General features: G+C 42.8%; 17 protein-coding genes. 4 read left to right on the forward strand and 13 right to left on the reverse strand.

Annotated elements, in window-relative coordinates; genetic code table 11:
• Positions 1-107: 107 nt before the first annotated feature.
• Together BQ5796_RS12645 and BQ5796_RS12650 are read right to left on the reverse strand one after the other, a co-directional pair.
• Complete coding sequence (locus BQ5796_RS12645) at positions 108-1,610, reverse strand: leucyl aminopeptidase (RefSeq protein WP_071460551.1); 1,503 nt, start codon at positions 1,608-1,610, stop codon at positions 108-110.
• Between the two features lie 59 nt (positions 1,611-1,669).
• Positions 1,670-2,050, reverse strand: coding sequence for a DUF309 domain-containing protein (locus BQ5796_RS12650; protein WP_071460552.1), 381 nt, complete (start codon positions 2,048-2,050; stop codon positions 1,670-1,672).
• Between the two features lie 78 nt (positions 2,051-2,128).
• Between BQ5796_RS12650 and BQ5796_RS12655 the strand changes: the two genes are divergently transcribed.
• Positions 2,129-2,602, forward strand: coding sequence for a divergent PAP2 family protein (locus BQ5796_RS12655; protein WP_071460553.1), 474 nt, complete (start codon positions 2,129-2,131; stop codon positions 2,600-2,602).
• Between the two features lie 15 nt (positions 2,603-2,617).
• On the forward strand, positions 2,618-3,400 hold the full coding sequence (locus tag BQ5796_RS12660) for a cobalamin-binding protein (protein ID WP_071460554.1): 783 nt from the start codon (positions 2,618-2,620) through the stop codon (positions 3,398-3,400).
• Positions 3,401-3,427: 27 nt separating this feature from the next.
• Here the strand turns inward: BQ5796_RS12660 and BQ5796_RS12665 are convergent, their stop codons facing one another.
• From BQ5796_RS12665 to BQ5796_RS12680, 5 genes are all read right to left on the reverse strand, one after another.
• Positions 3,428-4,075 (reverse strand): 3D domain-containing protein, encoded by a 648-nt coding sequence (locus tag BQ5796_RS12665; RefSeq protein ID WP_071460555.1) that lies wholly within the window; start codon positions 4,073-4,075, stop codon positions 3,428-3,430.
• 170 nt (positions 4,076-4,245) lie between these two features.
• Positions 4,246-4,536, reverse strand: coding sequence for a YuiB family protein (locus BQ5796_RS12670; protein WP_428839320.1), 291 nt, complete (start codon positions 4,534-4,536; stop codon positions 4,246-4,248).
• Positions 4,537-4,678: 142 nt separating this feature from the next.
• Positions 4,679-4,780, reverse strand: a complete 102-nt coding sequence (locus BQ5796_RS18435) for a YuiA family protein (protein ID WP_234969391.1) — start codon at positions 4,778-4,780, stop codon at positions 4,679-4,681.
• A gap of 171 nt (positions 4,781-4,951) precedes the next feature.
• A complete protein-coding gene (locus BQ5796_RS12675) occupies positions 4,952-5,431 on the reverse strand; it encodes an NUDIX domain-containing protein (protein WP_071460557.1) in 480 nt (159 codons plus the stop codon).
• Between the two features lie 65 nt (positions 5,432-5,496).
• Positions 5,497-6,723, reverse strand: a complete 1,227-nt coding sequence (locus tag BQ5796_RS12680; protein ID WP_071461294.1) for an NAD(P)/FAD-dependent oxidoreductase — start codon at positions 6,721-6,723, stop codon at positions 5,497-5,499.
• Between the two features lie 395 nt (positions 6,724-7,118).
• Between BQ5796_RS12680 and BQ5796_RS12685 the strand changes: the two genes are divergently transcribed.
• Positions 7,119-8,114, forward strand: a complete 996-nt coding sequence (locus tag BQ5796_RS12685; RefSeq protein WP_071460558.1) for an NAD(P)/FAD-dependent oxidoreductase — start codon at positions 7,119-7,121, stop codon at positions 8,112-8,114.
• Positions 8,115-8,565: 451 nt separating this feature from the next.
• Here BQ5796_RS12685 and BQ5796_RS12690 read toward each other — a convergent pair whose 3' ends face one another.
• From BQ5796_RS12690 to BQ5796_RS12715, 5 genes are all read right to left on the reverse strand, one after another.
• Entirely contained in the window at positions 8,566-8,760 is a 195-nt protein-coding gene (locus BQ5796_RS12690) for a hypothetical protein (protein WP_071460559.1), read from the reverse strand.
• Positions 8,761-8,921: 161 nt separating this feature from the next.
• Positions 8,922-9,116 (reverse strand): hypothetical protein, encoded by a 195-nt coding sequence (locus BQ5796_RS12700; RefSeq protein ID WP_071460561.1) that lies wholly within the window; start codon positions 9,114-9,116, stop codon positions 8,922-8,924.
• A 36-nt stretch (positions 9,117-9,152) separates the two neighbouring features.
• Entirely contained in the window at positions 9,153-9,347 is a 195-nt protein-coding gene (locus tag BQ5796_RS12705) for a hypothetical protein (RefSeq protein WP_071460562.1), read from the reverse strand.
• A 228-nt stretch (positions 9,348-9,575) separates the two neighbouring features.
• Entirely contained in the window at positions 9,576-10,175 is a 600-nt protein-coding gene (locus BQ5796_RS12710; protein WP_083413112.1) for a cupin domain-containing protein, read from the reverse strand.
• Positions 10,176-10,672: 497 nt separating this feature from the next.
• The gene (locus tag BQ5796_RS12715; protein WP_074033963.1) at positions 10,673-11,035 is read right to left on the reverse strand and encodes a HesB/IscA family protein; all 363 of its coding nucleotides are present in this window, start codon (positions 11,033-11,035) and stop codon (positions 10,673-10,675) included.
• Positions 11,036-11,210: 175 nt separating this feature from the next.
• Here BQ5796_RS12715 and BQ5796_RS12720 point away from each other — a divergent pair, with 175 nt between their 5' ends.
• On the forward strand, positions 11,211-11,906 hold the full coding sequence (locus tag BQ5796_RS12720) for a DUF2225 domain-containing protein (RefSeq protein ID WP_071460563.1): 696 nt from the start codon (positions 11,211-11,213) through the stop codon (positions 11,904-11,906).
• 53 nt (positions 11,907-11,959) lie between these two features.
• On the opposite strand, the gene BQ5796_RS12725 is transcribed toward BQ5796_RS12720, so the two are convergent.
• Entirely contained in the window at positions 11,960-12,199 is a 240-nt protein-coding gene (locus BQ5796_RS12725; protein WP_071460564.1) for a YuzB family protein, read from the reverse strand.
• Positions 12,200-12,207: the final 8 nt, after the last annotated feature.

Genomic DNA, 12,207 nt, shown 5'->3' on the forward strand with positions numbered 1-12,207 from the left:
TTAAAATGTAATTATTAAATTATCATAGCATTATTTAATTGTCAAACCATTTTTCTGAAATAATACTCCAACAAAAAAAACCTGGCCAAAGCCAGGTAATGGGATGCTTAAATTGTCTCGAATCTTTCCACCAAAAGCGCCAAGGTTCTTGCCATGACTCCTGTAGCACCTTGTGGACCAAGGTCATGCTCCTTGCTGGTAGTTGCCGTTCCTGCAATGTCTAAATGAACCCATGGTGTTCCCTCTGCAAACTCGCCTACAAAGGCGCCGCCCATGATTGCGTGGCCTTCCCGTCCAGGCGAATTATTCAAATCAGCAATTTTACTGCCACGGACCCTCTCAATATCTTTTTCGGTAAGCGGTAGTCTCCAAATCGGCTCGCCTGCTTCATGCGATGCTTGAAGTACTTGCTCATACCAGTTTTCATTATTTGTAAGCGCTCCGCTTATCTCCGTTCCCAGTGCAACAACGACGCCCCCCGTAAGCGTCGCGACGTCGACGAGATAATCGGCTCCGTGATGTTTTGCATAGGTAATGGCATCAGCCAGTACGAGACGGCCTTCCGCATCCGTGTTCAGCACTTCAATCGTTTTCCCGTTCATGGAGGTAATCACATCGTCGGGTTTAAAGGCCCCGCCGCTGATCATATTATCCGTTGACGGAATGACCGCCACAACATTTTGCTCTGGTTTTAGTTCTCCGATAATCTCCATCGCGCCAAAAACGGCTGCGGCACCGCCCATATCTGTTTTCATCCCGACAATGCCATCCTTTGGCTTGATAGAATATCCACCTGTATCAAAAGTGATTCCTTTCCCGACAAGCCCGATGACATCCTTCCATTCCTCTTTTCCCTGGTACTTCATGACAATCATTTTCGGCGGCTCGAGCGAACCTTGGCTTACCGCGAGGAATGCACCCATTCCTAATTTCTCCATGTCTTCCCTATCAAGAATTTCCGTTTGGAACCCATACTTTTCAGCAAGTTTTATAGCGTAGGAAGCCATGCCTGATGCCGTCAACATATTCCCAGGCAGATTGACAAGCGTCCTGGAGGAATTTGTCGCTTTGCCGAAAATATAACCTACCTCCAGTGCCGCCCGAACTTCTTCCTTTTCCAGTGCAGTTGAAAAGACCGTTACATTTTCAAGCGTAACGTCAGGCTCATTTGACTTTTGCCTATACCCTTCAAACTCATATGTTGCTAGAGCAAGCGCTTCACCAAGTTCGTGTGCTGCATCAAGCGCATCAATCTTTTCTGTTGTGAAAGTATCGAGCAGGATGGCTGCTTCTTTCCACTTATCCTTTTTGGCGGTTTTGAACAGCCTGCCAAAACTTTCTTTAAGCCCTTCAGAATTAAGTTCTTTTTCTTTCCCCATTCCCAAGAAGTAGAGCCGTTTTGCTCCAATTTTTCCGAACGTATGTATTTTAGATACCGCTTTCTTTTTTGTACGAATATCCCCGCTCTTGACCAGTTCAAAGAGAGCACCTTCAAATAGTGCATCCGCTTCTCTCAGGAGACCTTCCAATTGACCTACCCGTTTCGTTATACCTATCGCAAGAACTTCAGTTGGCAAAGAAAACTCAAAACGATCCTTAACAGTAAACAACGCAAACACCTCCATAATATACCTACATTATATCCGAACATCGAGAATATTTCGATTCCCTAATCTTCATCTAGATATAAAAAAATTTCTGGCAATCTAGGGAGGCTCCCAATTGCTGAATAAGGCACAGTATCCACCTTATCTGGTATAATGGAGAGGCACTCTTCTATAAAACTAATCACTGTTTCAAGATTAAGCCCCCAATGTTTCGGCCTGTAAGGCAAAAGATATTCCTTGGCAACAGCCATCATGATTCTTGTCCCTTTTACATTGCCGTAACTGTAATGATATAGCGCTACACTTAGCTGGAGAAGCCCTTTTAAGAACAGGTTGCCTTTCTCTTCCATCCACATATCTTCAAGCAAGTCATGACAAGAATAGTACTCACCTTGATTGAAAGAGATAAAAAAATCGTAGTATTCCATCGGATATTCCGCCATTTCATCACCTCACGCCTGTACACCTACAGCATAACATGTTTCGTTTAACAGGAAAAAACACGAAGGAGGTAAAACAGAATGGAACTTTTGAGTAATTTTCCGCTTTGGGCATCCCTAGCTGCCATCTTCTTTGCCCAATTTGTAAAAGTGCCTATTACTTTTGTAGCGACGAGGAAGTGGAACTGGTCTTTGCTGACAAGTACAGGCGGAATGCCGAGTTCTCATTCAGCAGCTGTCACTGCTCTATCCACAGGTATTGCACTTGAATCTGGACTAGATTCCAATCTGTTTGCACTTGCAGCCATCTTTAGTGTCATTACGATGTTTGACGCAACAGGTGTTCGGCGCCAGGCAGGAGAGCAGGCAACGGTACTGAACCAGCTTGTCAGCGATTTCAACAGATTCGTCGAAGAAGCAAAAAACTGGCCGAATAAACCGGAGACCGAAAAGCGGAAAGAATTGAAGGAATTGCTAGGGCATAAGCCCATCGAAGTTTTCTTTGGAGGACTGACAGGAATCTTTCTTACTTTTGCCCTCCATTATTTTCTTTAAGAAAGGAATGCGTATATGAGACTAGTTTCGCTTTGCCCGAGTAATACAGAGCTTCTTGAGTATATGGGACTATCAAATCAGCTTGTTGGAATTGATGATTACTCTGACTGGCCAGAAAGTGTTCAGCACCTTCCACGCCTTGGACCTGACCTTTCCATTAACATCGATCTTGTCGAAGAACTTCAGCCTGATCTCGTATTGGCATCACTAAGTGTTCCAGGAATGGAAAAAAATATTGCTGCCTTGCAAGATCGGGGCATTCCACATATCGTCCTCAATCCTCAATCACTAGAAGATATCGAGAAGGACCTCATTCTTACGGGAAAAGCAATAGGAGAACAGCAACGAGGACAGATGGCTGCAGAGATATTCCGAAACAGGCTGAAAGAACTGCAGAAAGAAGGAGAAAGACTCATTACCGGACAGCCTCGATTGTACTGGGAATGGTGGCCGAAACCGGTATTTACGCCTGGAAGGATCAACTGGCTCTCAGAGATTTCTCTTGCGGCCGGAGCGAAAAACCTGTTTGACGAAGTGGAGCTTGCGAGCGTTAGTACGAACTGGGAAGATGTTTTATCACGCTGCCCTGATTATATTTGTATCGCATGGGTTGGTGTTAGGAAGAATAAAATTAAACGCTCGCAAATTACGAAAAGGCCCGGCTGGCAAAACCTCGAAGCGGTTCAAAAAAACAGGATATTCATTCTCGAGGAAGAGCTGTTTTGCAGACCTTCCCCCAGGCTTCTCGATGGCCTGGAAAAGCTCATTGCCCTTTTAAAAGAAGATCAGCATACATAAAAAATAGCAGGATAGCCTGCTATTTTTTTATTTCTTAATATATTGTTGCCTAAATACCTGCATTGCTTTATCTTCATTCAGCATTTTCAATTCATCTTCTGTCAATTTCCCGTTGCCCACTTTAATGATGGAGGCTTCCACCGTCTTTTTCCCCCATTGTTGGTAGACATCATCCACTGTTTCATAATAGAGGTCGATTTTGTTTCCTTTAATTGCGCCTCCCTTGTCCGCAACCACTCCATAGCCATAGCCTGGAATGAAGAGGATGGTACCGATCGGATACACACTTAAATCTGCTGCAATGGTGGAGTACAGATCTCTTTTCACCTTAACGCCTGAATAGGTAATGCCATACCCAGGATGACCAGGGTGTTTACCGGTTGACTCCACCCCTGCAGTATAACCTGTTGCGGAAATAGTAGTCTTTTTAAACTGGGACCAGTCAATAGCTGACTCTAAATCCGGCTGGGGTTTAGCTGATGTCTTGCTCGATGAAATTTTTGTAGCTGGAGACGAAACATGGCCTAGAACCTTTTTTGATATGCCCAACGTTTTTTTTCCGTGTGTATGATATGTAGATTCGTCCTTGTACAAATATGTAGCTAGGGAAATCGCGCTAACTCCCGATACGGATTGATAAGTGGACAACAATGCTGCAACAAACAGAATGGTCATAGCCGTCCGCCTTGATAATGACAGAAAGAAATTCTTCAATATTTCTCACTCCTCTCAAAGCTATTTCTTTCCCGACTGAAAAGAAAATATGCAATAAAAGAGTAAAAACAAAGCGGAAGACCTATTTTTTTCCCTAAATAAAGAAAAAACAGCCCCCGTTTCGAAGCTGCTTAAAACATTTGATATCCTTTTTTTCGAAGCTGTTTGATTGTGAATCCTGCCACAAGCGCTCCTGCAAATCCGCTTCCAAGAATCAAGATATCAGCAGGCGCCAAGTTCGAAAACTTTTGCCCTAGCTCCCCGAATGCATTGCGACTATCAGTAAAGTATTCCACAAATCGAACCTTATCGATGATGAAAATGGTTACAATAGGATAGATTACAGCCATCACCCAAGACATTCTTAGTAACATATTGAGCAAGAACCCTATACCAAAAAATAAAACAAAGAATAACAACATTGAAATAATCAGTGTAACAACAGTCAGTTCCACAAAAAACTCCTCCTATAAGCAATCATCCCTAGTGTACTGAAAGCTTAATACTCCGTCAATTATTACATCTCCATAAAAAAACCCTGTCGCAACAGGGGCTGTAAAATTCTTATTTTTCTTTTCCTGAACCGCCGCAGCAAGTGCAGGTTTCCGAACCTCCAAGTAAAAGCTGAACATATCCTTTTCCGGAACAATAAGGGCACTCTTTCATTTCATTCTTTTGATGGTTCAAGCTATCGACTCCTTTGAATTGAATTTTCTGATAATATACCAAAGATTCCATTTGAAAGGAAACCGCATTTTTGCTGAAAAAAGTGTAATGAAAACGTATACAGTTTTGATTTGCTTTTTATATCTCTTTTATTCTTAAGATTTCAGAAAATTATAAAAATAATTTGTATGCCGTGTATTCAAACTGGTCTCCTGGATTTATTCCGTTTATTTCAGGCTTCATTGTATCTGATGTGATTTCCGTTAAATGATGAAGCATAACAGAAACATCGCTTTTGCCGTAAAGAAATTTAGGGTGGATGAAACATGCTTCCGCTATCTCACTTTCTTGAATTTTAAGCTTTCCTCCAACAGGTTCCATTAAGAAGATGAGCAAATTATCGCTTACCATTTCACGGATTACGCCTGACCGTAAACCAATTAGGCCTTTAACTTGGCAAACGATACCTGTTTCTTCTAAAACCTCACGTGCTGCTGCTTCATCTGCTGTCTCTCCTTTATTCACAAAACCTGCAGGGAGAGACCACATATCTTTTAAACCACCATACGTTTTTTTCACAACAAGCCACTCTCCATTTTCCGAAACAACAAGACCCGCAGCCCCCAGCCAAACTTTGTCTCTTTTCCCCAAATTTCTCTCCGCCTTATCGTCATATTGAAAAACAGGCCGGGAAATCCCGGCCTGAATGTTTGTTATTAAAAAATATTGAACTTACCTTTTTTCATTACAAGGGAAGGTCCGCCAATCATATAAAGAGCGCGGTTGTCGACCATTTTTTTCATGAAGGAAGCCTTACCCCCTACCACTTTCTTGCCGAATACCACACCGATTGCATCGTCTTCTCCAAGGGAACAAACCGTTCCTTTAATATCCGGCTTAAAGGTCTCCATTTCATTCTTGCCGCGTGCAAGTGAAGCTAAGTTTCTCGCACACACTTCCCCTTGCTGCATCGCAATTTGAGCAGTTGGTGGGAATGGTCGATTAATTTCTTCGTTAATAATTAATGCACAATCGCCTACAACAAAAATATCATCATGGCCAGGTGCCCTTAAATCTGGCTGCACCTTGATTCGGCCGCGCATTGCTTCCAAACCTGATTTCTCAATGACAGAGCTGCCACGGACACCTGCAGCCCAAACAATGGTGCCTGCCTTGATTTCTTCTACTTCTTCATCACCCTTGCCCACAATGATGCTGTCAGGCGTTGCTTGTTTGATTGCTGTTCCAATCCTGAATTCTACACCCTTTTTCTCCAGCTGAGAAACTGCATAGTTGACGAGTTCTGGATCGAAGCCAGGGAGAACCATTGGTGCTGCTTCCACACAAATAATTTTCACTTTGTGGAAGTCAATATCATATTCACGGCACAGTTCTGGTATCCTGTTTGTCAGTTCACCGAGGAATTCTATCCCTGTAAAACCTGCTCCGCCAACCACGATAGCAAGGCGTTCATCTTTTTTCTCTGCCTCAGTATTATATGTCGCAAATTGGTACTCAATATGTTCTCTAATTTGGCGTGCTGCATTCACATTGACAATGGAGAAAGCGTATTCTTTCAAACCTTGAATGCCAAAAGTTTCAGGCTCTGCACCGAGACCTATTACAAGGTAATCGTATGCAAGTTCGCCTTTCTCAAGGATTACCCTTTTTTCAGCTGTCTTAATTTCCTCGACTGTATCTTGGATAAATTCAATTTTGTTCCGGTCGATAACATCACGGATATCATATCTGACGCGGTCATGATGAAGCGTGCCTGCAGATGCTTCGTGCAGCCATGTTGTTTCATAATGATAGTCGTTTTTGTTGACAAGTTTGATGTCTGCTTCATTTACCCCTAGGTTTTTTTGCAGTCTGGAGGCTGTCATTAGTCCGCCATATCCTGCTCCCAAAATTACGATTTTCGGCTTTCTCACAGTGATCACTTCCACCTTTTCTAATTTTTTTCTTTCCCCACTTTTTCTCATCCTCTGCGAAGCGAATACCATTTTTCAGTAATATCAAGAAAAAGAATGTGATTATCTTCACTATATGTGACAAGAAAATGTACTGTTTTTGTCACAAAATATTAACATAATTGTCTATCTATCATGATATTCTACTTCTTTGTCTTTTTCAAGCAAATAAATTTTATGCTGAAACTTCGAAATATTTAGATTAAATTGTTGTTTTTAAATAGAATTTGTCGAGTGAACTCCATGCTTCTACCACACCTTGTTAATGATTTCTGTGAGGAATAACAGTTATTCTTCCATTAGTTTATGTTATTATTAAAAATAGAGTGATTATTGATTTTTCCATTAGGTTAGGGGGATACAGTGTGAAAGAAGATCAGAAGGTTTATGACATTACGATAATTGGCGGCGGCCCCGCAGGTTTGTTCACTGCATTTTACGGTGGAATGAGACAGGCATCCGTCAAAATTATTGAGAGCCTTCCGCAGCTTGGCGGGCAGCTTAGTGCCCTTTACCCTGAGAAATATATATACGATGTTGCAGGGTTTCCTAAAGTTCGCGCACAGGAGCTTGTCGACAATCTGAAAGAGCAAATGGCCAAATTTGACCCTGTCATTGTCCTCGAACAATCCGTAGAAAAGCTCGAGAAAATGGAAGACGGCAGCTTTAAGCTGACAACTGACAAAGAAACTCATTATTCTAAAACTATCATTATTACTGCAGGTAATGGTGCATTCCAACCTCGTCGTCTCGAGCTAGAAAATGCTGCCGAGTATGAAGGCAAAAACCTTCATTACTTCATTGATGATCTCAATAAATTTGCTGGCCAAAAAGTGGCAGTCTTGGGCGGCGGCGATTCCGCGGTTGACTGGGCGCTTATGCTTGAGCCAATCGCAAGCCAGGTAACCATCGTGCATCGCCGTGATAAGTTCCGGGCACACGAGCATAGTGTAGAAAACCTGCAAAATTCAAAAGTAGATATCAAAACTCCTTATGTACCGGAAAGCATTGTCTGCGATGATGAAAAAATCTCCGGACTTATACTGAAGGAAGCAAACGGCGAAAATACAGTGACATTGGATGTAGATGCTGTCATCTGTAACTTTGGATTCGTTTCATCACTTGGACCAATTAAAGAGTGGGGACTTGAGATCGAAAAGAACTCTATTGTCGTCAACTCTCGTATGGAAACGAATATACCAGGTATCTATGCAGCAGGCGACATTTGCACATACGAAGGAAAAGTAAAGCTAATCGCTTGCGGATTTGGTGAAGCTCCTACAGCAGTAAACAACGCAAAAGCATTCATCGATCCAAAAGCGAAGCTCCAACCGCTGCACAGCTCCTCTATGTTTAAATAAGTAGAAAAGCGGAAGCGCCCCGTTCAGCGCTGTACGGCCTGGAGGGTTTCGATTGAGATATAGGAAACACGATGAGCGGAGCGAATCGATGTTGACTTATCGTAGGGAGAAAGCCGAAGGACGATAAGCGCTGGGCGCTGTAGCTAGACAGTGAAAAGCGGAAGCGCCCCGTTCAGCGCTGTACGGCCTGGAGGGTTTCGATTGAGATAAAGGAAACACGATGAGCGGAGCGAATCGATGTTGACTTATCGTAGGGAGAAAGCCGAAGGACAATAAGCGCTGGGCGCTGTAGCTAGACAGTGAAAAGCGGAAGCGCCCCGTTCAGCGCTGTACGGCCTGGAGGATTTCGATTGAGATATAGGAAACACGATGAGCGGAGCGAATCGATGTTGACTTATCGTAGGGAGGAATGAAACCCGGCAGGCATCAGCCTGCCGGGTTTTTGTGTTGGTTACCTTCTGTGTTTTTTGCAATGGCATCTTCTGTTATCATTCTCGTTGTCTTGAGCTCCAGCAACCAAAAGGTCGTTAATTACGCAACGGCGAACCGCCCTGCAGAAGTCAGCTCCATCAATATAGCCGTGGAATTTAACCTTAAAATTATTATTAGCAACACCGCCGACTTCTTCTCTTCTATATCTACCCATTTTCTCTCCCCCTTTCCATCCCTTTTTCTTCCTTACACTTTATCTTATGCATTGAAGGACAGGACGTAGAGGCGTTTGTCCCACCCTTTCTTGAAATGTGTGAATGACCAAATAAGGCCCCGGAATTCATCCGGGACCTTCCTCTTACTAGCAGCTTCTCATTACCTGCTGTGCCTGCAATGGCAATGTTCATCACGATCTTCCTCGTCGTTTGCACCAGCGACAAGAAGATCTCTAATCAAGCAGCGGCGGACAGCACGGCAGAAATCTTCTCCGTCAATATGGCCATGAAACCTCACCTTAAAGTTGTTCTCGAATGCTCCAGCAACCTCTTCTTCTCTTCTACGATAACCCATCTTTTTTCCTCCTTCTATTGTTTATTATTTTTTTCATTACCGGCTAGATCTCTTGTGATGGTGATCTTCATCACGATCTTCTTCATTTGCACCAGCAACAAGGAGATCGTTGATCAAGCAGCGGCGGACAGCACGGCAAAAGTCTTCTCCGTCAATATGGCCATGGAACCTTACTTTAAAGTTGTTGTCGAAAACTCCGGCAACCTCTTCTTCCCTCCTACGGTAACCCATTTTTTCTCCTCCTTTCTCTCTTGTTGTTCCTTACGCTGTATCCTATGCATAACTCAGTTAGAGAGAGGGGGCTGTTGTCCAAGAAGCGACGTAAATGTGCCAATGACCTGAATAAAAATAGGTTGAAAGATTTGTTGGCTTCAAGAATTAACATGAGGCAACTAAAAAAAGAGGACAGCCAACATTGTTGGATGTCCTAACATAGTCTGTATAAAGATAAGCCTTGTATCACCAAACATTCTGTGTCGCATATTCGTTCGCGGTGTTCCAGCCTATCACTCCATTGCCGTTGTTTCCTCCTTGAACATAACGCTGTCCCGCTTCTGCAGCCATGGCCTCTGCTTTTGTTCGATGAACCGTTCCAAATGGATGGTTCGGCGGGGCATAAATCGAGTAGAGTTTCAACGGAACATTCCCGGTGTTGATTAAATTATGCCACGTTCCAGCAGGTATAATAATCGCAGAATCATCTTGAACATTTCTTTGGAAGTTTAAGTTTCTCCTGCTTTTCCCCATCCTTACGATTCCCCGTCCTTGCTCGATTCGCAGAAATTGATCAAGGTTCGGATGTCTTTCCAAACCAATGTCTTCACCAGGGTTAAGGCTCATTAAGGTAACCTGCAAATGCCGTCCAGTCCACAGAGCAGTTCGGAATGTACTATTCCGCTTCGAAGCTTCATTAATATCAATAACAAACGGGTTGGGCCCAAAATCTCTTAATGAAGTATTTTGCTCTCGTTGATCGTACTTCGGATATAAAGCTGGGTTATTATAATTGGAAAAAGGTTGATAAAAATGATTCTGATACCCATATAGAGAGTTATTCATCGATACTCATTCCCTTCACAACTTATCGAAATATCCTATGCAGTAAATGGAGGGAAGGTACATATGCCGTTATGTAACGTTGGCAAGGGGGCGTATCTCGGCCTCTCCGGAAATAAGAAAAATGGTGGCCGATCGTAAATTTCTGATAAAATCCATAGAGAATAAAAAAGCTAATCCTATGGTTTTTATAGGATTAGCTTTTTTGCCATAATTGTCGCCCTGTCTACTCCTTAACAACGACTTTATTAATTTAATTAATTTTATTATTCTCTTTTTTCATCTATTCGCCGACGAAATACTAAAGTCGAGACAGTGAATATAACAAAAGCTTCTGTTGAAGCAGCAGTAACCATTTTCACCACATTTCCTGCCACTGCTATTACACCCATCGGTTGAGTTCCAGGGTCAACCGGTTCTTCCGCAAGCATTCTTTATCTGCGATCCAATAAACCCCATAACCTTCAGCTATCGAGAAGGCTTAGAATTCATAACCTATGTTAACATTCCTCTGGCGTTCCAGCTTCCGTTGCTGTACGGAACGATGAACCGCAGCCGCAGGATGCGATTGCGTTCGGGTTATCAATGGTGAACCCACCGCCCATCATGGATTGCTTATAATCGATTTTCGTTCCTTTTAATGCAGGAGCACTGTCCTTATCGATGAGAACCTTAATTCCATGCTGTTCAAATTCTCTGTCGCCTGCTTCTACCTCATGGGCAAATCCCATACCATAAGACAGGCCACTGCAGCCGCCACCTTTGATGGCAACACGCAGGAACGCTCCTTCTTCTTCATTTTGCTTCATCATATCTTTAATCTGCAAGGCTGCAGCTTCTGTAATCGTTACGATTTGATCCAAAGTTGTTCCCTCCTTCAATGGATTTCCTTCTTAATTATAGTATATACATGGTAAGAATGTTACACAACCTTCTTGAACTGGCATTCTGTAACACGATAGACAAACAAGTAAAAACAATTCTTGCTATAATAATAGGATAGAAATCTCTCCATTAGTTTTGTAAGAAGGTGTAGAAATGACAGAAATTAAACCGTTATACGATAAGCAATGCACATGCCTTTTATGTAACAAAGCATTTACCACCAAAAAACTTCGCACCCGTTTTGTCCGTCAGGTAAATATGGATACCGACTTTTGTCCAGAATATCGCGACCCGCAAAACAACCCAGCTCTTTACCATGTACATGTATGCCCATATTGCGGCTTTTCTTTTACCGAAGAGTCATCACCCTTTTTCCCTCCAGGAACAAAAGACGAACTGAAGGATAAAGTGTGCAGTCACTGGAAGCCGCACGATTATAGCGGCGAAAGAAATGTACTTCAAGGTGTTCAGACCTTAAAGCTTGGTGCCTACTGCGCCGTGCTTAAAAAAGAAAAGCATGTTCTCATTGCAGGTCTCTATCTTCGTACAGCTTGGCTGTATCGCCACAATATTCAGCTTGAGGAAGAGCGACGCTTCCTTCATCTCGCTGCACAGGAATATAGTCGTTCTTACAGCGAGGGTGACTTTATAGGAAGCAATGTTTCCGAATACAGACTGCTCTATTTAATTGGAGAGCTGTCCCACCGGTTAGGCCAACACGAAGAATCAGTCCGCTACTTTTCTAAAGTAATTGAAAAGCAAAGACAATCAACTGAACCGAATGTTATCCGTATGGCAAAAGAACGCTGGCAAGAGATTAGAAATCTCAAAACAAATACACCATCGTAATGTTAAAAGAGCCCATAATCTCTATAAAAATAAGATTACAGGCTCTTTTTCTATTAGAACATTGGGTTTTCGTCCAAATACTGATAAATCTTTTCCACAAGTTCATCCGGTGTCTCGGCACTGACAGGTTCACCGTTGACGAGTGCATACGGCGAGCGGTCACATTTTCCGCAATAACCCAGACAGCCGTATTCTATTACATCAAGGTCCGGGTCTCTTTCAAGCTGTTCTTTCGCTTTTTGTGACCCATTAGCCAGATTGCTGATGCAAAATTCAATAATTGGCTGAATCATCTTTCCCA

The organism is Bacillus massilinigeriensis (assembly GCF_900111815.1).
Taxonomy (GTDB): Bacteria; Bacillota; Bacilli; order Bacillales; family Cytobacillaceae; genus Mesobacillus_C; species Mesobacillus_C mediterraneensis.